The organism is Wolbachia endosymbiont (group A) of Cephus spinipes (genome assembly GCF_964026895.1).
Taxonomy (GTDB): domain Bacteria; phylum Pseudomonadota; class Alphaproteobacteria; order Rickettsiales; family Anaplasmataceae; genus Wolbachia; species Wolbachia pipientis.
Genome location: NZ_OZ034713.1, coordinates 1,380,115 through 1,403,341 on the forward strand (window position 1 = coordinate 1,380,115; position 23,227 = coordinate 1,403,341).

Annotated in this window: 25 protein-coding genes and 3 tRNA genes; 18 read left to right on the forward strand and 10 right to left on the reverse strand. The window is 35.5% G+C overall.

Annotation, left to right across the window (positions count from 1 at the left end):
• Positions 1-158 precede the first annotated feature (158 nt).
• From AAGD59_RS06555 to AAGD59_RS06570, 5 genes are all read left to right on the forward strand, one after another.
• Complete coding sequence (locus AAGD59_RS06555) at positions 159-1,325, forward strand: aspartate kinase (protein ID WP_015589292.1); 1,167 nt, start codon at positions 159-161, stop codon at positions 1,323-1,325.
• Positions 1,326-1,416: 91 nt separating this feature from the next.
• Complete coding sequence (locus AAGD59_RS06560) at positions 1,417-1,620, forward strand: IS5 family transposase (protein WP_007549940.1); 204 nt, start codon at positions 1,417-1,419, stop codon at positions 1,618-1,620.
• A gap of 33 nt (positions 1,621-1,653) precedes the next feature.
• Positions 1,654-1,788, forward strand: coding sequence for a hypothetical protein (locus tag AAGD59_RS06565; protein WP_255324781.1), 135 nt, complete (start codon positions 1,654-1,656; stop codon positions 1,786-1,788).
• Between the two features lie 25 nt (positions 1,789-1,813).
• Positions 1,814-2,035, forward strand: coding sequence for a hypothetical protein (locus tag AAGD59_RS07020; RefSeq protein ID WP_022626388.1), 222 nt, complete (start codon positions 1,814-1,816; stop codon positions 2,033-2,035).
• Positions 2,036-2,197: 162 nt separating this feature from the next.
• On the forward strand, positions 2,198-2,410 hold the full coding sequence (locus AAGD59_RS06570) for a hypothetical protein (protein WP_065094389.1): 213 nt from the start codon (positions 2,198-2,200) through the stop codon (positions 2,408-2,410).
• A gap of 154 nt (positions 2,411-2,564) precedes the next feature.
• Here AAGD59_RS06570 and AAGD59_RS06575 read toward each other — a convergent pair whose 3' ends face one another.
• Both AAGD59_RS06575 and AAGD59_RS06580 read right to left on the reverse strand, forming a co-directional pair.
• Entirely contained in the window at positions 2,565-4,481 is a 1,917-nt protein-coding gene (locus AAGD59_RS06575) for an ATP-dependent helicase (RefSeq protein ID WP_015589293.1), read from the reverse strand.
• 100 nt (positions 4,482-4,581) lie between these two features.
• Positions 4,582-4,995 (reverse strand): hypothetical protein, encoded by a 414-nt coding sequence (locus AAGD59_RS06580; protein ID WP_015589294.1) that lies wholly within the window; start codon positions 4,993-4,995, stop codon positions 4,582-4,584.
• A gap of 224 nt (positions 4,996-5,219) precedes the next feature.
• On the opposite strand from AAGD59_RS06580, the gene AAGD59_RS06585 reads away from it, so the two are divergent.
• The 8 genes from AAGD59_RS06585 to ccmE are packed head-to-tail and all read left to right on the forward strand — an operon-like array spanning position 5,220 to position 12,168.
• The gene (locus AAGD59_RS06585) at positions 5,220-5,807 is read left to right on the forward strand and encodes an NADH-quinone oxidoreductase subunit J (RefSeq protein ID WP_265027888.1); all 588 of its coding nucleotides are present in this window, start codon (positions 5,220-5,222) and stop codon (positions 5,805-5,807) included.
• Positions 5,798-6,106 carry an NADH-quinone oxidoreductase subunit NuoK gene (nuoK, locus tag AAGD59_RS06590; RefSeq protein WP_010962953.1) on the forward strand — a complete coding sequence of 103 codons (309 nt, stop codon included), beginning with the start codon at positions 5,798-5,800 and terminating at the stop codon, positions 6,104-6,106. The genes AAGD59_RS06585 and nuoK overlap by 10 nt, the downstream gene beginning before the upstream one ends.
• 4 nt (positions 6,107-6,110) lie before the next feature.
• Entirely contained in the window at positions 6,111-7,961 is a 1,851-nt protein-coding gene (gene nuoL / locus AAGD59_RS06595) for an NADH-quinone oxidoreductase subunit L (RefSeq protein WP_265027889.1), read from the forward strand.
• A 3-nt stretch (positions 7,962-7,964) separates the two neighbouring features.
• A complete protein-coding gene (locus AAGD59_RS06600) occupies positions 7,965-9,407 on the forward strand; it encodes a NuoM family protein (protein ID WP_015589297.1) in 1,443 nt (480 codons plus the stop codon).
• Complete coding sequence (locus AAGD59_RS06605; protein WP_015589298.1) at positions 9,404-10,768, forward strand: NADH-quinone oxidoreductase subunit N; 1,365 nt, start codon at positions 9,404-9,406, stop codon at positions 10,766-10,768. Before AAGD59_RS06600 ends, AAGD59_RS06605 begins: the two co-directional genes overlap by 4 nt.
• A 17-nt stretch (positions 10,769-10,785) precedes the next feature.
• Positions 10,786-11,658, forward strand: a complete 873-nt coding sequence (locus tag AAGD59_RS06610) for a biotin--[acetyl-CoA-carboxylase] ligase (protein WP_141456660.1) — start codon at positions 10,786-10,788, stop codon at positions 11,656-11,658.
• Complete coding sequence (locus AAGD59_RS06615; RefSeq protein ID WP_167482792.1) at positions 11,655-11,792, forward strand: hypothetical protein; 138 nt, start codon at positions 11,655-11,657, stop codon at positions 11,790-11,792. Before AAGD59_RS06610 ends, AAGD59_RS06615 begins: the two co-directional genes overlap by 4 nt.
• A complete protein-coding gene (ccmE, locus tag AAGD59_RS06620) occupies positions 11,776-12,168 on the forward strand; it encodes a cytochrome c maturation protein CcmE (protein WP_141456659.1) in 393 nt (130 codons plus the stop codon). The genes AAGD59_RS06615 and ccmE overlap by 17 nt, the downstream gene beginning before the upstream one ends.
• 77 nt (positions 12,169-12,245) lie before the next feature.
• Here the strand turns inward: ccmE and AAGD59_RS06625 are convergent, their stop codons facing one another.
• From AAGD59_RS06625 to AAGD59_RS06640, 4 genes are all read right to left on the reverse strand, one after another.
• Positions 12,246-12,677, reverse strand: a complete 432-nt coding sequence (locus AAGD59_RS06625; protein ID WP_174516792.1) for a hypothetical protein — start codon at positions 12,675-12,677, stop codon at positions 12,246-12,248.
• Positions 12,678-12,780: 103 nt separating this feature from the next.
• Positions 12,781-13,149, reverse strand: coding sequence for a hypothetical protein (locus tag AAGD59_RS06630; RefSeq protein WP_015589302.1), 369 nt, complete (start codon positions 13,147-13,149; stop codon positions 12,781-12,783).
• 109 nt (positions 13,150-13,258) lie between these two features.
• Complete coding sequence (locus AAGD59_RS06635) at positions 13,259-14,746, reverse strand: magnesium transporter MgtE N-terminal domain-containing protein (RefSeq protein ID WP_015589303.1); 1,488 nt, start codon at positions 14,744-14,746, stop codon at positions 13,259-13,261.
• Positions 14,747-14,959: 213 nt separating this feature from the next.
• Positions 14,960-15,035: transfer RNA gene (locus AAGD59_RS06640), tRNA-Ala, on the reverse strand.
• 327 nt (positions 15,036-15,362) lie between these two features.
• On the opposite strand from AAGD59_RS06640, the gene AAGD59_RS06645 reads away from it, so the two are divergent.
• Together AAGD59_RS06645 and nuoF are read left to right on the forward strand one after the other, a co-directional pair.
• Positions 15,363-15,435 (forward strand) — tRNA-Lys (locus tag AAGD59_RS06645).
• 19 nt (positions 15,436-15,454) lie between these two features.
• On the forward strand, positions 15,455-16,717 hold the full coding sequence (gene nuoF / locus AAGD59_RS06650; RefSeq protein ID WP_015589304.1) for an NADH-quinone oxidoreductase subunit NuoF: 1,263 nt from the start codon (positions 15,455-15,457) through the stop codon (positions 16,715-16,717).
• Positions 16,718-16,745: 28 nt separating this feature from the next.
• Here nuoF and infC read toward each other — a convergent pair whose 3' ends face one another.
• From infC to nuoI, 4 genes are all read right to left on the reverse strand, one after another.
• On the reverse strand, positions 16,746-17,264 hold the full coding sequence (infC, locus tag AAGD59_RS06655; RefSeq protein ID WP_265027890.1) for a translation initiation factor IF-3: 519 nt from the start codon (positions 17,262-17,264) through the stop codon (positions 16,746-16,748).
• Positions 17,265-17,276: 12 nt separating this feature from the next.
• A complete protein-coding gene (gene thrS / locus AAGD59_RS06660) occupies positions 17,277-19,178 on the reverse strand; it encodes a threonine--tRNA ligase (protein WP_141456657.1) in 1,902 nt (633 codons plus the stop codon).
• Positions 19,175-19,390: a hypothetical protein gene (locus AAGD59_RS06665; RefSeq protein ID WP_144054593.1), complete on the reverse strand. Its 216-nt coding sequence runs from the start codon at positions 19,388-19,390 to the stop codon at positions 19,175-19,177. The genes thrS and AAGD59_RS06665 overlap by 4 nt, the downstream gene beginning before the upstream one ends.
• A 115-nt stretch (positions 19,391-19,505) precedes the next feature.
• The gene (nuoI, locus tag AAGD59_RS06670; RefSeq protein ID WP_041573606.1) at positions 19,506-19,988 is read right to left on the reverse strand and encodes an NADH-quinone oxidoreductase subunit NuoI; all 483 of its coding nucleotides are present in this window, start codon (positions 19,986-19,988) and stop codon (positions 19,506-19,508) included.
• Positions 19,989-20,210: 222 nt separating this feature from the next.
• On the opposite strand from nuoI, the gene mnmE reads away from it, so the two are divergent.
• From mnmE to AAGD59_RS06685, 3 genes are all read left to right on the forward strand, one after another.
• Entirely contained in the window at positions 20,211-21,539 is a 1,329-nt protein-coding gene (gene mnmE, locus AAGD59_RS06675; RefSeq protein WP_015589308.1) for a tRNA uridine-5-carboxymethylaminomethyl(34) synthesis GTPase MnmE, read from the forward strand.
• Between the two features lie 47 nt (positions 21,540-21,586).
• Positions 21,587-21,674, forward strand: a tRNA-Ser gene (locus tag AAGD59_RS06680).
• Between the two features lie 168 nt (positions 21,675-21,842).
• Positions 21,843-22,859: an NAD(P)/FAD-dependent oxidoreductase gene (locus tag AAGD59_RS06685; protein ID WP_174516794.1), complete on the forward strand. Its 1,017-nt coding sequence runs from the start codon at positions 21,843-21,845 to the stop codon at positions 22,857-22,859.
• Positions 22,860-23,227: the final 368 nt, after the last annotated feature.

The window sequence follows — 23,227 nt, forward strand, 5'->3', positions numbered from 1 at the left end:
TGACAATTTTAAAACAACAAATTCGTCATTCCGCTACTAGTTAGCGCCGCGGCGGTATGACGTGTTCTATAGCTTTGTCTTCCCTTTTCTGAATGGCTTGCAAGCTGCTATCTCTACAAAAACTATATTTTTCTTCAGAAGAGAGTTATATTGTAACTATGGACAAAATAATCATAAAAAAATTTGGTGGGACTTCGCTAACTGATTTAAACCGAGTTGCAAATTTGATAAAAAACGATATTGAGAAAGGTTGTAATGTAATCGTTGTTGTATCTGCTGTTGCAGGATTTACTGACCAAATGGTTTTTCAGGCTAGGCAAATCTCAAATTTAAGTTATAGACAAGAGTTATCAGAGTATGACGTTATGCTTTCAGCAGGAGAACAAATCTCTTGCGGTCTATTAGCTATCACTCTCCAATCGATCGGAGTTAATGCTAAATCGTGGCTTGCCTGGCAGTTACCAATTGCAACTGATGATTTTTATTCTGAGTCTAAAATAAAAACAATAAAGATTGAACGTGTGAAAAGATCTTTTGCTGAGGGTTATACTGCTGCGATCATTGCTGGTTTTCAGGGTATAAATGATGATAGAATCACTACTTTTGGAAGAGGAGGCTCTGATATATCAGCAGTTGCCTTCGCGGTAGCCTTTGGTGTTAGAACTTGCGAAATTTTTACTGATATTGATGGAATATATACAGCAGACCCGAGAATTGTTCCAAAGGCACGCAAGCTCAAATTTATCTCTTACGATGAAATGTTGGAAATGTCGTCATCTGGTGCTAAAATACTGCATAATCGTTCAGTACAACTTGCAATGAAACATAACATTAAAGTGCAAGTGCTATCCACTTTTAAGGAAGTAGAAGGCACCACAGTGCTACACAAAAGGGATGTACTAGAGAGATACTTAATTACTGGAATAACTTATAGCACTAATGAAGCTCTTGTAACTTTCACTAACCTTGCAAATAACTTGCGTACTTTAAGAGATATAGCAGGAGCAAACGTTAAAATTGATATGATACATGGGTCAAGTTTTGTTATCTCCAAATTTGATATTGATTCAATGGAAAAGTTACTGAATAAGAATGAAAATTATGCTATAAACGATAATGTAGCTAAAATTTCAATAATTGGTATTGGTGTTATGTCTAACACTGAAGTGATGCACCGCACACTCAAGGTTTTAAGCGAAAAAAAGATAGAAATACTTGCTATCACAACATCTGAAATCAAAATCAGTATAATTGTTCAAAAAGAATGCGCTGTAGCTTTAGTCAAAGATTTACATACTGAGTATGAGCTTGATATGCAGCACTAGGATAGGCTTGACGTCCAGTTGTCTAAGAGTATGTCTTGAAAAGGAATGAGGAAAAAAATATGATAGTGTAAGTAAAAAATAGGAGGGAAAATTGTATCCAAGTGATATAAGTGATAAGGAATGGGAAATTTTGGAGCCACATGTTGCACAAGGAAAGATAGGGAGGCCAAGAAAGCACAATATCAGAACAATTATTAATGCAATAAGGTATATAATGAGAGGTGGTTGTCAATGGAGAATGCTGCCGAAAGATTTTCCTCCATGGAAGACGGTGTATGACTATTTTCTCAGGTGACGTAGTAATGGCAAATTGGAAAAAATACATAATATGCTAGTAAAAGAGGTAAGAAAAATGTTTGGTAAAAATGAAACACCTTCAGTAGGAATAATTGACAGTCAATCAGTAAAAACCACTCAAAAAGGGGATCCAGAGGATATGATGCTGAAAAAAAATAAAGGGTAGAAAACGTCATATTGTTGTAGATACAGTGGGCTTAATTATTGCGGCTGATGTTCATAGTGCAAGTGTTCAAGATCGTGATGGTGCTCTAAATCTTTTCACTCAAGCTAAATACAAGGCTCCAACTTTACGTAAGTTTTTTGCTGATCAAGGATACATAGCAAAACCGCTGTTTATTGGAGACAGGATACGATTACCAAGAAAGCTGTTGATGTTACAGGATTTTTCGACAATCTGGACCACAATTTAGCACTGCAGGCTATCAAGAAGCACACAGACTGCAAATGGGTCATACTGTATGTTGAAAGGTGGATGAAATCCCCTATTCAGCAAGCAGATGGCAGTAAGGTAGTTAGGGAAAAAAGGAGTTCCGCAAGGAGGTTCAATAAGCCCAATCATTTCAAACATATTTATGCACCATGCATTTGATATATGGATGAAACAAAATCACCCAACAGTACCATTTGAAAGATATGTGGATGATGCGATAGTGCACTGCAGAACTAAAAGACAGGCAGAATTTATGCGAGCAGCAATTGAAGAAAGATTGGCACAATGTAAGCTAAAATTGCAACCTGATACCAATGCCATTCCAAAACTCCATCATTATACTGCCTTAGTATAACCTTCTCACTTCTATTGTCTATTTGTTTGTTATGTAATAGAAATTGGTATGAGATTGAAGAATTAAGTGTGAACGGTTACAGAATTTTTGCCAAGAGAAACATATAGTTAAAGTAATTCAGATTTGTAAGATATGTTTATCTGCAATTATAGCTTCAACAGTAGGCAATGTTGCTTTTAATTACCTCAACATTTTCTCTTGGCAATTCTTTAATGAACCGAGAAGTGCGCATCGGTTGCCACTGGTTGTTAATTTCCCTCCTATCTGCACATGAAATGATTAACCTTTCTTTGGCTCTGGTTATGCCAACATATGCGAGTCTCCTTTCTTCTTCTAAAGCTTTACCACTTTTGTCATCAAAAGATCTTTGATGAGGAAATAATCCCTCTTCCCAACCAGGTAGAAACACGCACGGGAATTCAAGTCCTTTGGCTGCATGAAGAGTCATAACATATACGGTGTCATCGTTATTCATATTATCCACTTCCATCACCAGACTTATATGCTCCAAGAAAGTTGTGGCATTATCGAAATTTTTTAAAGATGAGATGAGCTCTTTAACATTTTCTATTCGTGCTAAGCCTGTTACCTCCTCATTTTCAAGCATTTCAATATATCCTGATTGGTTTGCTACGATTTTAACGAATTCATGCAGTGGTTTTACGCTTACTATTTCTTCCCAAGCTTTAATTTTATTTAAAAAATCGTTGAGTGAGAGTTTAATTCTTTCGGTTACCTGATTACTATTAACTAATATTTTTGCTGCCTCAAAAAAAGAAATTTTGTTATCCTGAGCAGTCGTGTATATTTTCTTTAGAGTTGTAGCTCCTATGCTTCTTTTTGGCCGATTTACTATCCTTTCGAAAGCTAAGTCATCGTTATTGTTTGTAACAAGTCTTAAATATGCAATTATATCCCTGACTTCCTGACGTTCGTAGAATTTTACGCCACTTATAATCTTGTAGGGAATTGAATATTTTATAAAATACTCTTCGAGAACTCTAGTTTGAAAAGTGGCCCTTACCAGCACTGCAATGTCACTAAATCTGTATTTATTGAGTTTCAATATCTGTTCGCTTATGAACCTTGCTTCAGCTTTCCCATCCCATAATTTTATTAGATTTACCTTTTCCCCTTCAATGTTTGTTGTCCACAATTTTTTTTCTAAGCGAGTCTTATTGTGATTGATAACATATGACGCAGTTGCAAGTATGTGGGATGTTGACCTGTAGTTACACTCTAGTTTAACGGTTTTTGCATTTTTAAAATCATCAGAAAACTTCAAAATATTTTCAACTTCTGCACCACGCCAACTATATATCGACTGGTCATCATCTCCTACACAGCAAATATTTGAGTGCTCTTTTGCAAGGTATTTTAGCAAAAGATATTGTATCGCATTTGTATCTTGATATTCATCTACCATGACATATTTAAACTTGTTTTGGTAGTAGGACAGAACTTCGGTCTTTTGATTAAAGAGTTGTATGTTATATAGCAATAAGTCACCAAAATCGACAGAGTTAAGGAATTTCAACCTTTCCTGATACTGGTGATAGACCTTGAGTGCAGTTACATATACTGGCCTAAATGATTGAATATCTTCCACTTCAGATGGCAATAAGCACTTCTCTTTCCATTGCTGAATAATATTCATAATGGTCTTACATTTTTCTGATAGGTAATCAGGATTTATTTCATTGATAATATTTTTTATTACCTGTAATTGGTCATCCACACCAATGATTGTAAAATTGGGGTTTAAGCCCACAATTTCTGCGTGCATGCGCAAAATTTTTGCTGCAATTGCATGGAAAGTGCCAAGCCATGGTATGTTTGTGCCCGTTAGCTCAAGTACCCTTGATACCATCTCATTTGCTGCTTTATTTGTAAATGTAACTGCTAATATCTCATCAGAATAAGCGTGACCGTTTCTAATTATGTGTGCTATTCTTGAAGTAATCGTTCTTGTTTTTCCCGTCCCGGCTCCTGCCAGTATCAAAACTGGTCCATCTATGTTAGTTACAGCTGATTGTTGTTCTGGATTTAGCAGTGAGAGATAATCGTTCATCGTAGCCCTATAGATTATAACTTCGTAAAGTTAAACCTATGATTGAAATATTGTAAAGGTTTTATTGAATAGAACAGTTAAAGAATGCTTCACTCAAGTGTTACGTTTTGTATATACCTTTGTTAGGCAGCTTGGATGTGGTGGGTAACGATAAATTGATCTGATCTAGGCTGCTGTTTGTTAGGTGGATAGGTGGAGTTTGGAATGACTTATATGTACGGTTTAGCTCCTCCATTTCTCTTTCTTCAACTTTAACAGGGAACTTTGAGGCATAGTGGTTATGCGTTGCAGGTCGTTCAGTGAGATTTTCATATGTTTCTTTCAACCAAGTTCCGATATCATACATAAATCCATACGCTTTTTCTTTAAATTCTCTCCATGATCTACTGAAACTTGCTAGTGTGTTATTGAAGTAAATTGTCATGTAATCTCTTGTAGTGTACTGATAACTTTCACTATTTAATTTACCACTTTGTGTGTTACAAGTTTTGAAATAACCAAATATGTTGTACATTTCGCGCTGCCATTAATTATGAATATACATATATTATACGTTAATAAATTAAAATTATCAAGAACAAGTTAAGTGTTTATTGCATTACTGAGAAAATGCTCTATATAATAATTTAAAATGGAGCTGGAGCTTTGTAGTACAATGTTTTTAAACGTTTAATATAATATTGACTTTACCACGATAGTTACTTTAAATTAGTAACTATTGTTGCAGTTAAAGTATCGATGCCTTTTTTCTTTTATTTTTTTGCAATTCTTAGCATTTTATCTGCTGTATGCGTAATTAGTGTAAGAAATCCTGTGCATGCAGTATTATTTTTAATTTTCACCTTCGTTAACTCTGCAGTGCTTTTTATTCTCCTTGGAGCTGAATTCATTGCTATGATGGTGCTGATAGTATACATCGGTGCGGTTGCGGTGTTGTTCCTCTTTGTAGTTATGATGCTCGATATTGACTACATAAGGTTGCGCCAGGGTTTTGCAAAGCATTGCACTCTTGGTGCTATGTTGTGTGTTGTGTTTTTTCTATTCATCAGCTTTGTAATCCGCAGCTCAGCACCGAATATAAGCAATGTTATAAACTATAATACCAATAATGTGAAAGCTATTGGTAATTTGCTGTATACCGACTACATGTACGCTTTTCATCTTTCTGGAATTTTGCTACTTGTTGCAATTGTCGGTGCAATTGCTCTTACTTTGCAGGACAAGAAAAAAGGAGTTAAAAAACAGAATGTATTAAAGCAATTGACGCAATCTTCATCTGTAAAATTGGTTAAGGCTAAATTTGGAAAAGGAGTGGAATGGAAATAGGATTAAATCATTTTTTGATAGTTGCTGCTATTTTGTTCACTGTTGGGGTGTGCGGTATTTTCATCAACCGTAAGAGCATAATCAATATATTGTTATCAATAGAAATATTATTGTTGGCGATTAACATCAATCTAGTTGCTTTTTCTGCCTTTATGAATGATATAGTTGGGCAAATCTTTGTGATGTTTGTGTTGACTGTTGCGGCAGCAGAGTCAGGAGTTGGACTTGCAATATTGGTTGTATATTATAGAAGCCGTGGCAATATAGATGTTGAACAAGCGAACTTAATGAAAGAATGAAAGTATGATGGATATACTGAAATTAATAGTATTTTTGCCACTTTTTGGTTCACTATTTGCAGCACTTTTTAGAAAGGATGTTTTTGGTCAGTTAATTACAACGGCAGGGATTGGAATATCTGCAGTTTTATCTTGGTATGTTTTTCTTACCTTCTCTGAAAATTATCACTTGAGTTTATTTCCTTTATTTTCATTAAGCGTATTAAAAGTAAATTGGGCAATTAGTGTGGATGCTCTCTCATCCTTAATGCTGATTGTTATTACCACCGTTTCGCTGGTAGTGCATCTCTATTCTATCGGCTATATGGAGCATGGGAAGTCGAGGTTTTTTTCTTACCTATCGCTGTTCACATTTTGCATGATTGTGCTGGTTGTAAGCGATAATTTCGTGCAGCTTTTTTTTGGCTGGGAAGGAGTTGGCCTGTGTTCTTATTTACTCATAGGATTTTGGTTCCAAAAATATTCTGCAAATAATGCAGCAATTAAAGCATTTGTTGTGAATAGGGTAGGAGACTTTGCACTATTGATTGGAATCTTTCTTATTTATTATACATTTCACTCTTTGAAATTTACTGAAGTTTTTGACACAGCTGATCTTCTTGGCGCGCAGAACATTAGGGCATTCTGCTGTGAATTCAAAGTAATTCATATAATATGCATATTACTTTTTATTGGCTGTATGGGTAAATCTGCACAGCTTGGTTTACATGTTTGGTTGCCAGATGCAATGGAAGGGCCAACCCCTGTTTCTGCACTCATTCACGCAGCAACGATGGTAACAGCCGGTATATTTTTAATAGCAAAATGTTCTTCATTGTTTGAGTTATCAAATGTGGCACGAGAATTAATAGTTATCGTTGGTGCACTTACTGCTTTTTTTGCAGCCACCGTTGCGATTACTCAGAATGATATAAAAAAAATAATTGCTTATTCAACCTGCAGTCAACTTGGTTATATGTTCATGGCATGTGGGCTTTCTGCTTACAATGTTGCTATTTTTCATTTAATGACCCACGCTTTTTTTAAAGCTCTACTATTTCTTGGTGCTGGCAATGTGATTCATGCAATGCATCATGAGCAAAACATTCAGAAAATGGGAAATTGCTGGAAGAAAATCCCTTGCACTTACACTCTCATGTGGATTGGGTCTCTTGCGCTTTCTGGAATATTTCCATTTGCAGGTTTTTACTCAAAGGATTTGATAATTGAACATGCTTATAGCACGGATAGCTTTGCTTTTGTAATAAGCTTAGTTGTTGCATTCTTCACAGCGTTTTACTCTTGGAGGTTATTGCTTCTTGTGTTCCACAGCCAAAAACAAAGTAAAATTAATATACATGAAGCACAGAAGATTATGCTTATACCATTACTGATACTTGCTTTTGGATCGGTATTTTCTGGAGTGTGGGGAGCAAATATTTTGAACATAACTAGTAATGCGTTTTGGAAATCAAGTTTAGTGGTGGTTGATGAGCATGGAGTTCATAATTTCTTTATAAAACTACTGCCAACCTTGGCGAGCCTAAGTGGAATAGCACTTGCGTACCTAATTTACCAATATCAAGTAATTAGGCAAATTAAGAGTAAATTTTTACTTAAATTTTTGCAGAATAAATGGTACTTTGATGAGGTGTATGAGTTTGTTATAATTGTACCAATAAGGTTTATATCTAGGATTCTATGGAAGTTTGATGTTAAGGCTATTGATTCATTTGGACCAAATGGTGTTGTAAGGTTGGTTAATGAATGTTCAAAAAGTTCTATAAAGTTGCAAACTGGTTATATATTTGATTATGCACTTATTATGTTTGTTACTTTAATAATCGGTGCTTTATATATTATTGGAATTAAATAGAAGGTGTTGTTACTTAGTATATTCTTGCTTCCACTGATAGGAGCGTTGATTTTATCCTTAATCAGGATTAATCATCAATCTATACACCTAAGATTCCTTGCCCTATTTTTTGCTGTACTTCCATTTTTGCTTAGCATTGTAGCTTGTATAGAATTTGATTATAACAATGCGGACTTTCAGTTTGTCAGCTACCCAATTAGAAATGTTGGAATAGGGATAGATGGTATATCGTTGCTTTTCCTTCTGCTTACAACTTTCTTGTTTGTAATTTGTATACTCTACAACTGCAAAATGAGTTATACGACCCTCAGTCCATATATGGCATTGTTTCTACTGCTTGAGAGTTTTGTAGTCGGTTTTTTCGTTTCACTGAATGCTATAAGCTTTTATGTGTTTTTTGAAGCTGTTTTAATACCAATGTTCTTTATTATTGGCATCTGGGGAGGAAAACACAGGGTATATGCAACGTTTAAGTTGTTTCTTTATACATTAACTGGCTCATTATTATTCCTACTTGGCTTGGTGTACATCTATAGCACTTTTGGGACGTTTAATATACAAAAATTAGCTACATTAGTGCCAAGTCTTGATCTTGAAGTGCAGTCATTGCTATGGATTGCATTTTTTATTTCTTTTGCAATAAAAGTACCGATGTTTCCATTTCACACTTGGCTTCCTGATGCGCATGTGCAATCACCAACTTCTGGATCTGTGATTTTAGCTGGCTTGCTTATTAAAATGGGGGGATATGGATTTTTAAGGTTTTCTATTCCAATGCTTCCTCAGGCAAGTTTGTATTTTTCAAATTTCGTTGTTGTGCTGAGCATTATTGCGGTAATATATGCTTCTCTAGTTGCGTTTGCTCAAGATGATATAAAGAAGTTAATAGCTTATTCTTCAATAGCACATATGGGGATCGTTACTGCTGGCCTCTTTTCATTTTGTGAGGAAGGAGTACTGGGTAGCATATTTCAAATGATTAGTCATGGCCTTATTTCTGCTGCTTTATTTTTGTGTGTTGGAATGCTATATACTCGAACTGGAACTTTGGAGATTGCAAAATATTTTGGCATAGTAAACACAATGCCAAAATTTGGTTTTATGTTCATTTTATTTTCAATGGCTTCAATAGGGCTACCTGGAACATCTGGATTCATAGGTGAGTTTTTGGCTATGGTTGGAATGTTTAAGAGCATAGGGTTTTTTACAGGATTTATCGCACTTGGCACTATTTTAAGCGCAGTTTATATGCTGAATTTATGTAAGCAAATAATATGGGGGGTTAGCTATTCTAAATTATTAAATAACCGCTTGGATAGCATAGAATTTTCTGTCTTAATTCTGCTTGCAGTGTTTGTTATTTTGCTTGGATTCTACCCAACCCTTGCACTGAATTATTTGAAGCCATGTATGGCAAATTTGTTAGTCAAATATAATGCGCTATGAATTATATACAGATATTGCCGGAAACGTTCTCTATTATCTCCTCGTTAGTGTTGCTGCTGCTTGGAATTATATTTAACCGCCGAACTATCAACTTATTAGCACTTGGCTGCACAGTGGTAACTTTGATTATTTTAATTATTTCGGCAGAAAACAATGAAATTTTTCTCTTTAATTCGTTGTTAAAACTCAATTTATACATCAGGTCAGCCCAAGGGTTAATTCTCAGCACAGGAATTTTAATACTTTTGATGCTGAATTTATCAAAATATGACTATAAATATGAATTTTCAATACTGATTCTTTTTGCGCTATTTGGCATGATAACTTTGGTTTCAGCAAATAGTCTGATTTCTTTTTATTTAGCTTTTGAGTTGATGAGTATATCTTTGTATGTTCTTGCGAGCTTTAATAAAGATTCAGCTTATTCATGTGAAGCAGGAGTGAAATATTTTACACTTAGTGCACTATCTTCCTGCATTATGCTATATGGAATGTCGCTGCTTTATGGATATACAGGACAAGTCAATTTCTCTGAGCTCGGTTCATTCTTGCAAAGCCATCAGATAACTTATGGAATAGTTTTTGGATTAGTCTTTATCCTAATTGGTTTGTGTTTCAAGCTTGCTATTGCTCCTTTTCATATGTGGGCTCCAGATGTCTATCAAGGTGCACCTACCATAGTAACTGCGTTTTTTTCTACAGCTCCAAAAGCTGCACTTGTAACATTTTTAATTCGATTGATGAATGAAGAGTTAGTAAATGTAAAAAGTTATGTTCAGCCTATTTTCTTATACGTTTCAGCATTGTCTGTGCTTATCTCAGCTTTTGGGGCCTTGCGTCAGCAAAACTTAAAAAGGCTGCTTGCTTACAGTTCAATTGGTCACATTGGTTTTATATTTGCTTCACTTTCTATTTTTACACAAGCAGGAACAGATAGTGCCTTAATGTATCTGGTGATATATATCATCACAAGCATAGGGCTATTCTCATATCTCGTACAAATTGACGATGACGATTGTGATATTGCAAATTTATCTGGTATAGGGAAGAAACGCCCAATTGTAGCATTTCATCTTTCTGTGCTGTTACTCTCGATGTCGGGAATACCTCCACTTGCAGGTTTTATCGCTAAATTTTTTATATTCAAAAGTTTAATAAATTCTGGCTTTATCAGCCTGTCCTTGATCCTTGTAATAGCGAGTGTGATATCATGCTACTATTATTTAAATATCATGAAAGTTATGTATTTTGATAAAGCTAGTGGTAATAAGGTTGCTTATTCTAAGGGTCTATTCATTATTACTTCAGTGGCTTCACTGATCAACCTCGTTCTTTTCTTGTACGTTTTACTCACTCATTGAACTAAAGGACTGACAAGGTGATCCCTGAGGGTTTTCATATTCATCATTACAAAGAAGTTTCAAGCACTAATAAAGAAGCGTTGGATTTAATTGGGAGAGGAATATCAAATGAAACCGTTATTATTGCCGATAAACAAACAGAGGGTAGAGGGCGCACTGGAAAAAACTGGATTTCTCCAGAGGGTAATTTTTATGCGAGTTTGGTAATAAACCTCTTTAACGATTATCTTAATGAAAGCCAGCTTTCGGTGTCATTCCAGCGCGTGACGCTGGAATCTAGAAAAAAAGAAGAATGGATCCCAGTGTCAAGCACTGGGATGACATCAGAGGGCATTGGGATGACAGAGAGGGGTTTGGTGAATAAAATTGCGGATGTCAGCAAATTAACAGAATTGACTTTTGTTACTGCTCTTGCTGTTGGAAATACTATACTGTCATTTATAAATGGTCTAAATCTCCAGTATAAATGGCCAAATGACATTCTAATCGATGGCAAGAAAATAAGTGGAATATTGCTTGAAAAAAGATCCAATTCGAATTGGCTCATTATAGGAATTGGAATTAATGTCAATCATGCACCACTTCCAGGAACAACGTGCATTAGCAATTACGGTGAGTCTGTGTCTAACATAGATCTACTAAAAAAATTAATAATAAATTTTAATAAGCTAAGAAAGCAATGGCTATTTGATGGGTTTTATGCTATAAGAGAAATGTGGTTAAAAAAAGCATTCAAAATGCATGAACAAATCAGTGTAAAGTTAGCTGACAAATTGTATGAAGGAATTTTTGCTGATATAGATAAAAGTGGTAAATTGGTGTTGCAGCAAAAGGATGGAAGCTTAATTTATTTTGATGCAGGTGAGTTATTTATTGGCAGTGCATTATGAATACATATGTAATTTTTGCTTACCTTATTAGTTTTACGTTGATTACCGGAGAACTGATTTTTACCATTTCTTGCTATATTAAAAGTAAAAAAATTCTAGAAAGCCTGAAAGATAATAATGAAGAAGAAACATAAGCGATTACTTATAACTTCAGGAATTTTCTGCTTTTTAAGCTGCATAGTCTTTTTTATTTTAACAACGCTCAAAGAAAATATCTCATTTTTCTATACAGTAAGTGAGGCAATAGTTTTACCAAATAGTCAAAAGCCAATCCATATTGGTGGAATGGTTGTTGAAGATAGTGTGATACGGAGCGAAAGTGAAGTAGTTTTTCAAATGACAGATTTTAACAAAAGCGTTGTGGTAAAATACCAGGGAATACTTCCACCAATGTTTTCAGAAAAAAGTGGTGTTGTTGTGCAAGGTAAAATGTTTGATAATAATACCTTTCTTGCAGATACGGTGTTTGCAAAACATGATGAGAACTATATGCCGAAAGTTTTAAAATAGATTCCTTAACCTGGCTGTATTGAAACGGTATGTAGAGAGAGTCACAGCCTGCTAGCAAGCTGTGACTTTCTTAACTACTATAATATATCATGGTGAGTTGGTGCTTCCCATTCATCTATGTTGTCATCACTAACCGTTCCTATTTTTAATTTTTCAACTTCTTCTCTTAGATTATTAAAGTTTTTTTCCAAAATTTCATAATTCTTACTAGTATCGATAACTACCTTGTCCAAATCATATAAATCCTTACTCAATTTATTCTGAACATAGTTTGCATTAAGCCTCAATTGGTAATCCAAGTCAGAAACAAATGTGTCGTTTAATTCTGTGATTAGTTTGTCTAGAACTTTGTGAACATAACCAACCGACGCATTCTTTTCTTTATTGCTCTCAAAAGATTTAGGCTTAATTTTGACTTCTATGTCATCTATTATTCTATATTCGTCTTCGACTATTCTTCCTATTGATTCATAGTCTTTTTCGCTTTCTTTTACACTGTAATTACTCATATTAACTCCTATAAAAAATTATACTTTTAAAATCAACTCAGCTACACTGAAATGGTATGTGGAAAGAGTAACAGCCTGTATCAGGCTGTTACTTTCCTAACTACTACAATATATCAGGATGGGTTGGTGCCTCCTCAGGTAACATACTATTTACCTTACCTGCTAACTCACTTAGATCTTTTTTTAATCCTGCATCATCGTTGCCTATAATATCTTCCAAACTTTTAACTTTAGCTTGCTCTTCTCCTAACATAATATTCAACCCACTAATAAGTTGTTCATTTATATTATTAACTAATGCATCAACTGCTTTTTTAACAGTATGACCACTTGCTGTTTTGCCAAGGTCTTGTATATCCTTATCAGTACCTGTCTTAAGTATAATAAGATCAAGAGCGCTTATAAGTTTTTCTTTATTACCAGTAGTAAAATTATCCTCATTTTGTACAAGGTTTTGCGAGTTCTTGCTCATATAAATTACCTCCATAAATTATTAAAGTTTAAATTATTTTTTAGTTTCACATGCAAACTGTTTTTTCTTTTAACTTATAAACATTAATTTATAAGTATCCAAGTTCGCACTAAACATCTATTACTGTAAATTCAGTATTAGTATCTTGAAAGACGTAAGGTGATAGATGTGCATTATCCCAATTTGCTTCACTTTGCTCAGGAAGCATCTGGTCAATCTTATCCATAAGCTCTCCTATCTTTCCATTTTGCTCTTCAAGTTTCTCTTTTAATGCATCAATAATAGCTTTAGACTGATCCTTACTGCCGAGATCACCAATCACAGCTGTCACTTTCTCATAAGGCAGTTTGTGAATGATATCTTTAAGCTCTTCTGCACCCACGTTATCCAAAAGTTCCTTAAACTGCTCATTAGACATATTGCGAGCAAAAGCTTGAAGTTTTTCTGGGTTGTTAGCTAAAGACTTAATGATAATCTGGATCCTATTAGAATCAGTTAAATCCTGAGCAATTATGCCAAGTTTATCATGATCAAGCTTATTAACTAAGTCTTTCAGTTGGTCTTCTTGCAGACTATTTACTAAAGCTTTCAACTGGTCACCTTCTAATTCTTTAGAAAGTATTGTCAAGTGGTGCTCAGCCAAGTCTTTTGCAAGCACTGTAAATTGTTCGTCATTTAAAGTTTTAATAAGTGCTTTGAACTGATCCACTTTTAAGTGAGGTAAAATTTCTTTTACTTGCTCTGGATTTAAGTCTCTAACTAGAGCTTCAAGCTGAGCATCATTTAAAATAGGAACAATTATTTGTAACTTTTCTGGATTTAGTTCCTGAGCAAGAGTTTGTAATTGGTGATTGGTTAGATGATCCACTAAAGCTTGGAGTTGTTCATCTGTTAAGTTCTTTGCTAAGGTCTGTAGTTGGCTTGAGCTCAGTTCAGGAATTATTTTTTGCAGTTGCTCGTTACTAAGAGTATTGGTAAGAGTTTTTAGTTGGTCGTCTGTTAGGCCCTGAATAAAAACTTTGGTAAACGTGCTTGATAGCAACAGTAGCACATCTCTTATATGTCTCTCACCGTAGTATAACATAATGTCTTGTAATACCTCATTGTCAGGTGAATCGATTATATTTCCTGCCTCGTCTGAAAAATAATATTTATTGTTGCCAGTATCTGAATCTTCCCATGTTACATATTTGTATTCCAATTTTTTTGATTTAATAGAACTGCTACACATAGTTTTGAAAGGCTGCACAAGTTCTCTTGTATATGATAACTTAGCCAACTCATTACCGTAATATACAAATGTATGGTTACTTTTTACATAATCTAAGTTAGAATCACTTTTATAATCTTTGGCTACCAGATTTCCTTCATTTTCTTCCTCCAGACATATGTAACTGTCTAGGCAAGAACTGCCGCAAAGTTTTATAGGTAATAAGCCTAGTGCTACATCGTTTTTATCATCCAGCGATACAAGCTCAACTTTTTTAATAGACATTGTAGGATCATAACCTTCAGGCCACTTTATCAATTTAGTCGGGGTTTTTCTAAACACCTCTTTTCCAGGTACCATCTTAAAAACATGCTTTTTTCCACTCATAGGCGTTACCAATAAATTAATTGTTAGTATTCTAACATTTATTGATTAATTTATTGTTAAGTTGGTATATATTACAATTGTAATAACCAACATTACTTGTGTAGAGAAAAGTTACGAAAAGAAATAGGGATTTTCAGGGAAGTAGTATAAAATCCTCATAGATTAAAATAAGCTGCTTTGACAGGTTTTGTGGCGGCTAGAGCTAATATAGACTGGTGGAGGCAAGCGGGATCGAACCGCTGACCTTCTGCGTGCAAAACAGATGCTCTACCAGCTGAGCTATACCCCCAGGTAATTCTTGCTTAAAGCATAAATCACTCAGGCTGAAATGCAAGAAATATTTATCTGTTAGGCTATTGCTAAATAGTGCACAAATTCTGCAGTTATGTACAATTCTCTATCTTTTTGTCTTCTCAGATTTTTACATCACACTATAAGCTTTGCCAAATGAATCTGTGAATTGAAAATTAACAAGAAGTTTTCCTTTAAAAATTTTTTAACTAAATTATCACTAACGCAGTATATTATATAATTTATTTAACCACACATGAAAATTTTAGTTTGATTAAAATGGATAAAAACTGTATTGATGTTTAGTATAGCTGAAAAATGAAATGATCCCGTAGCTCAGCCGGTAGAGCAACTGACTTTTAATCAGTGGGTCACGCGTTCGAATCGCGTCGGGATCACTCACAAATTTTGAAAAACATGCTAAAAGAACAAGACAAAATATTCACCAACCTAAATGGTAAAGAAACTCCACTACTTGAGGGTGCAAAAAAACGTGGTAGCTGGCAAAAAACAAAGGAGTTACTAGATTTAGGATCAGAAAAAATCATTGATGAAGTAAAGAAATCTGGTTTGAGAGGTCGAGGAGGTGCAGGATTTTCTACCGGCCTTAAGTGGAGCTTTATGCCCAAAAATCTTCCAAAAAAACAACCAACATATTTAGTAGTCAATGCAGATGAGTCAGAACCTGGTACATGTAAAGATAGAGATATATTGCGATATGAGCCACATAAGTTACTTGAGGGAATTCTCCTGGCCGGCAGAGCGATCAGCGCATCAGTTGCATATATTTATATCAGGGGTGAATTTTATAATGAATATTTAGTTCTAAAAAAGGCACTTGAGGAAGCCTATAAAGAAGGTTTAATTGGAAAAAATGCCTGCAAATCAGGCTATGATCTTGATGTGTTTATCCATAGGGGTGCAGGAGCTTACATATGTGGAGAAGAAACAGCTCAACTTGAATCAATTGAAGGAAAAAAGGGCTTTCCTCGCATGAAACCTCCATTTCCTGCAGGTGTTGGACTTTTTGGCTGCCCAACTACAATAAACAACGTTGAAACTATAGCCATGGTTCCAGATATTCTGAATCGCGGAGGAGAATGGTTTGCATCTCTTGGTAAACCAAATAATACTGGTACCAAGGTCTTTTGTATTTCAGGGCACGTAAACAACCCGTGTAATGTTGAAGAAGAGCTCGGAATTCCATTACGTGAATTGATTGAAAAATACGCAGGTGGAGTGCGAGGGGGTTGGGATAATTTACTTGCTGTAATACCTGGTGGGTCTTCAGTGCCATTAATTCCAAAATCTATATGCGATACTATTGAAATGGATTTTGATTCATTAAGAACTGCACAATCAGGGCTTGGTACTGCTGCTGTAATAGTGATGGATAAATCAACTGATATAATAGCTGCAATAGAGAGGTTATCACACTTTTATATGCATGAGTCCTGTGGGCAATGCACACCATGCCGTGAAGGTACTGGATGGATGTGGAGGATTATGAAGAGGATGGTGGCAGGAGATATTAAACCTGATGAAATAGATAAGCTGCTTGACCTTACAACTCAAATAGAAGGACATACAATTTGCGCGCTTGGCGATGCTGCAGCTTGGCCGATTCAAGGATTAATAAGACATTTTCGCCATGTTATCAAAGAGAGAGCGATAGTTTAACTCTACTTATACTTCTTAAGCCGTCTTGCTACTTAGCAACCAGAGCTAAAAAATATTGATTCCCTTCCCTTTTAGGTGCTAATTCTACCTTTGCGATATCTTCAGTGTCTCTAATTAGCCGTTCTAATTTTTCCAATCCAACTTCAGTGTTTATAAGCTCTCTGCCCTTAAATCTCATTGTAACTTTGATTTTATGTCCGTGGGCAAGTAAGTCTCTTGCTTGACGCAATTTTGTTCCGTAATCGTGATCACCAATATTGGGACCCAGTTTAATTTCTTTTATAGTTAATGTTTTTTGTTTCTTTTTTGCTTCACTTGCTTTCTTTTTTATATCATACTTTTGTTTGCTATAATCCAGTATTTTACATACTGGAGGAGTTGAATTAGGTGCAATTTCTACCAAGTCTAAACCAACACCCTGTGCAAGTTCCAAAGCTCGTTCTATTAGCACGATTCCGACCATTTCACCACTGTGATCAACTAAGCGTACCTCCTTAGCTGTGATGAATCCATTAATTCTGTTTTTATTGTTCTTTTTAACTTGCAAACTTTAACTCCCTTAATTCAAATTAATACTTTTTAACAGCGATTCATTAGCCTTTTCCAAAGAAAAAGACTCCTGTCTTTCCGATCCTAAATTTCTCACTGACACAGTTTTACTTGTAACTTCATTTTTGCCTACAATCCACAATATAGGAACCTTGTTTAGACTATGCAAACGTATCTTATAACTAATTTTTTCATTGGTCAAATCAGTCTTGACTCTCACACCTTGTTCTTTTAAGACATTGCTGATTTCTGTGGCGTAACCGTCAGCCTCATTTGTAATGGTCAGAATAGCAAGTTGCGTTGGAGCAAGCCAAACTGGAAATTTTCCTGCATAATTTTCTATCAAAATTCCAATAAAACGCTCAAAAGTCCCAAGAATTGCCCTATGTAGCATAACAGGGTGATGCTTGTGTCCATCTGCCCCTATATAAAAAGCTCCCAGACGTTCTGGTAAAATGAAATCAACTTGCAATGTTCCACATTGCCAGCTTCTGCCTATTGCATCTTTTAAAACAAACTCTAGCTTTGGACCATAAAATGCACCTTCACCAGGATTAAGTTTATAACTCAAGCCCGCTTCTTTAACGGCTTCAAGCAGCGCTTTTTCAGCTCTATCCCATACTTCATCATTACCTGCTCTAATACCTGGACGGTCTGAAAATTTCACAGAAATTTCATTGAACCCAAGCTCTGAATATACTTCTTTTAAAAGGTCACAAAACTTTATAGTCTCAGAATTCACTTGTTCTTCCATACAAAAAATGTGTGCATCGTCTTGCGTAAAACCACGCACTCGCATCAGTCCGTGCAATGAGCCTGAGCTTTCATTTCTATGGCATGTGCCAAACTCTGCCATACGTATTGGTAAATCACGATAGCTTCTGGTGTGAGAATTAAAAATCTGCACATGACAAGGACAATTCATGGGTTTTATTGCTAGCTTTTTGCTTTCAGATTCATCAACAATAAACATATTTTCACGAAACTTATCCCAATGTCCAGATTTTTCCCACAGCTCTTTGCTTACTAAAATAGGAGTTTTTACCTCAAAATAGCCATTATTTATTAGCTTCTTTCTGATGTAAGACTCAAGAACATTATATAGAATATATCCTTGTTCATGCCAAAAAACCTGCCCAACAGCTTCCTCTTGGATGTGAAATAAATCCATATCCTTGGCAATTTTGCGGTGATCACGTTTCTCTGCTTCTTTGAGACACTCAAGATAAGCGTTTAATTCATCCTTATTTCTCCATGCTGTGCCATATATTCGCTGCAACATTGGGCCCTTTGCATCACCTCGCCAGTATGCACCCGCTACTTTCATAAGTTTAAACGCTTTAACTCTGCCGGTTGATGGTGAGTGCGGACCACGACATAGGTCAATAAAATCACCTTGCCTATAAACAGTTAGGTTTTCACCCTCTGGTATGGATGAGATAATATCAACCTTATATTTTTCGCCTATACCACTAAAGAAATCAATTGCCTGCTTGCGAGTCCAAACTTCTCGAACAAATCTGTGGTTACTTTTTACAATCTCTTTCATTTTCTTTTCTATTGCGGTAAGATCGTCCGTAGTGAAGGTACGATCTGTAGCAAAATCATAGTAAAAACCGTCCTGAATTGTTGGGCCGATAGTAATCTGAGTATTAGGAAATAGCTCTTTCACTGCCTGCGCCATTATATGAGCAGCATCATGCCTTATTATATCTAAACCCGCTTCGTCACTCAGTTGTATTACCTCTATCTCTGTATCAGATTCAATTTCACGTGAGAGATCATATAACTCACCATTTACTTTCAATGCAACTGCTTCCTTTAAAACATTCGGCTGTAGTATATCAAAGCCAGTGACTTTACCACTGTATTCTTTTACTTTTTGTTCGGTTGAGAAAGTAATCCTAATCATTTATCGACCCTTTTGTCTAACCCTCTCTTTGTCATCCCAGTGCGTGACACTGGGATCCATCTTATTTTTATAATGGAAATTAGTTTAACGTATGCTCCTAAAATCTGTTGTCCATTGCACAATTTGCAAATATTTTTATACCTGGATCCCAGTGTCAAGCACTGGGATGACACCTTTGTGTTTGAGGCAAAACAGGCCATAACATTTAACATACTGCCCTCGCAAACAAATGTTCGTACAGTTGTGTATCAGCTACTTGGATGACACCACCCCTAGTGGGCACTGCCCCTAAATCATAATGGATAACAGGGTTATAAGCTCTGAACATTAATAATAAGGTCTATTCTTTTTTAACCTGAGTGCAATTGCGTCTTCCCAAATTTCACCATTACGCAATAACTTTTCTTTATTGTACATTAGCTCCTCTCTCGTTTCAGTAGCAAATTCAAAGTTAGGACCCTCCACAATTGCATCAACTGGACATGCCTCTTGGCAAAGCCCGCAGTATATGCATTTTGTCATGTCAATATCATAGCGTGTGGTGCGACGACTACCGTCTTCTCTTTCCTCTGCTTCAATAACTATTGCTTGAGCAGGGCAGATAACTTCGCATAATTTACAAGCTATGCACCGTTCTTCACCGTTTGGATACCTACGCAACGCATGCTCACCACGAAACCTTGGACTTAAAGGGCCCTTCTCCATAGGATATCTTAACGTAACCTTTGGTTTGAACATATATTTCAATGTAATAGCAAACCCTTTGATTAACTCTGCAAAAGACCAATACCAAGCTAATTTCTTGAGCATAAAATATTTAAAACTTGTGTCAGTCATTATAAATCATATTATCAGTTTTCAAAATAAATATTTTCACCTGGGTGACTTTTACAGCTTTTCTATATAATACATTCACTAGTATGATAGTACTGCATTAATATAAACTAGCAAGATAGATAAAAATTTTGAATATTTTCAAATTAGGTATTTTGGTTTCTTAAGTGTAATATTGCTAAGTAGTTTATATAAATAATGACAAACACAAATGAAACTATTTTCGCTTTGTCGACCGTATTTGGTAAGTCAGGAGTTGCAGTAATCAGAATTTCAGGCAATTACGCGCTTAAAGCTTTAAATCATTTTCATATTAAGAAAGAAATTAAACCAAGATTTGCTACTTTAGTTGATCTATATGATGATTTCAATCAATTGATAGATAATGGAATAATCATCTATTTCCCTGCTCCAAACAGTTTCACTGGCGAGAATGTTATAGAGTTACAAGTGCATGGAAGTAAGGCAGTCATAAAAATCATCTTGGAGGAATTATCAAAAATTTTCGTTATGGCCAGGCCTGGAGAATTCTCACTTAGGGCTTTTCTAAATGGTAAATTTGACTTAACTCAAATAGAAGGAATTGCAGACTTAATTGACGCTGAGACGAAAATGCAAGCTAAACAAGCGATTAAGCAGATATCAGGAGAATTGGAGAGACTATACAGCAATTGGAGGCAAAGATTGATAACGATACAATCCAAAATCGAAGCATATATAGACTTTCCAGAGGACATTTGGGCAGAAAAAAGTGAGTTGGAAAAAATTAATAATGAAGTGCAATCTCTCGTGCGATTGATACAAGAGCATTTAAATGATAATAGACGGGGCGAAAGGTTGCGTGAGGGTTTACATATTGTAATAACTGGTAAACCAAATGTCGGTAAATCAACTCTGTTTAATTTCTTAGCCAAGCGTGATATTGCTATTGTTTCTGAATATGCAGGCACAACAAGAGATATACTTGAAGCTCATATTGACATTGGCGGATACCCAATCATTCTCTCTGATACTGCTGGAATTCGTGAGAGTTCAGATCCAATAGAATCAGAAGGTATAAGTCGAGCGAAAAAGAGGTCTTTTGAAGCTGATTTAAGAATAGAACTATTTCCTTTTGAACAGCGTCATAATATCAATTGCAACGTTGTAAATAGCGATACTATTTATGTATTGAGCAAAGCTGACGATGTTATCAATAATCACAATATAAAAATTAATGGCATAGATCTTTTACCCATTTCTATTCTAAAGGAAATAGGTACAAACAAATTGATCTCTCTCATAAAAGAGAAGGCAGAGGAAAAATTTGGGCATGATAGAGACACCCCTGTAATCACTCGGCAAAGACATAGGAATCACATGAAGAAAGCACTGGAACATTTACAACGTTTTAATATCGATAATCCAATTGAGTTGATATCTGAAGATTTGAGGCTTGCTGCATTTGAACTTGGTGCGGTGATTGGAATTATTGATGTTGAGGAAATATTGAGTAGTGTGTTTAGCAACTTTTGCGTGGGCAAGTAAAGCTTTTATAGATTGCTTAAAATCAAATGTTGTGATAGAAAAGAAATGGACGGATGGCCGAGCGGTTTAAGGCACCAGTCTTGAAAACTGACGTACGTGATGAGCGTACCATGGGTTCGAATCCCATTCCGTCCGCACAGCATCTCGCTATGCTAGCTGATTTTTAGAGCTTATTTGGACTATGTGGTTCATAACGCTGGAAATCTTGTCTAATCTAGCCACATCTTTTAAAAATACATCCCTTTGTAAATTGACCTTGTTAGCAAAGAAAGCTAATATCTATAAATAGATCACCATCTGAATATGAAAACCGATATAGTAATAATAGGTGCAGGACCTGTTGGAATATTCACTGCTTTTCAAGCGGGAATGCTTGATATGAAATGTCATATAATAGATGTTTTGGATCAAGCAGGAGGACAATGCACAGCTCTTTACCCAGAAAAGCCAATATATGATATACCTGGTTATCCTGTAATTACTGCCCAAAAATTAATTGAGCAGCTAATGGAGCAAGCTTCGCCATTTAAGCCTATTTACCATTTAAGTCAAAAAGTAGAAAAGATTTCGAATAACTGCGATCAAAGCTTTATTATCATAACTAATACAGGTACAGAGGTAAAATGCAAAGCCGTTATTGTTGCTGCAGGTAACGGAATGTTTGAACCTAACCGTCCGCCCTTGAATGGTATATTAGAATATGAAAATAAATCTGTATTTTACAGTGTAAATAAAATTTCTGATTTTCAGGATAAAACTATAGTCATTGCAGGGGGGGGTGATTCTGCGGCTGATTGGACTGTAGAACTTTCTAAAGTTGCGAAGAAAATTTATGTGATACATAGGAGAAAGGAATTTCGCTGCACTCCTGAAACTAGAAATAAATTAGAATCACTTGAAAGTGATGGAAAGATAGAACTGGTAGTGCCATATCAATTACACGAACTAGCAGGAGGTAATGGGCAATTGAGCACAGTGATAGTAAAAAACATTGCCTCTAAGGAAGAAAAAGAAATATCCGCTGATTTTTTGCTGCCATTTTTTGGATTGTCAATGAATCTTGGTCCAATAAACAATTGGGGTATACAGTTAGAACATAGCCGCATAGTTGTCGACCCAGCTACACTTAAAACCAGTAGAGATAGGATATATGCAATCGGAGATATAGCTATTTATTCAGGCAAACTAAAGTTAATATTAAGTGGTTTTGCTGAGAGTGCCATGGCTTGTCATGACATATACAAAGTAATCCACAATTCTCCAGTCAATTTTCAATACTCGACTTCGAAGGGAATTCACGGGAAAGAAAAACTTCCTTGACAAACCTCACCAGCTCCCTTATCATGAAACTGAAGCTATTGTATTTGCTTTCGCCAATCTGCAGATTAAAAGGTAAGGATTACTTAATGTATCGGCGTCTTATGTTCAATTTTTTGCAGTATATAGATACTGTATGTCTTTACAAAACTTCATCTACATCTAGATTTTTATCTAAATAAGCTGAACGCGCTTATAAAGCGTTACAAGACATCAAAAAATGCCAATACTCGACAGAGATAGTAAAAGACTAGCTAACTCGGGGATTCTTTGTCTTTTTTTCTGCTTAGTAAATTTCTTAAACATTTGCAGCGTAGGTTAGTTGCAATTAAAAGCAGCTAAATCTTGCTTGTCAAGCGTTTAAAACATAA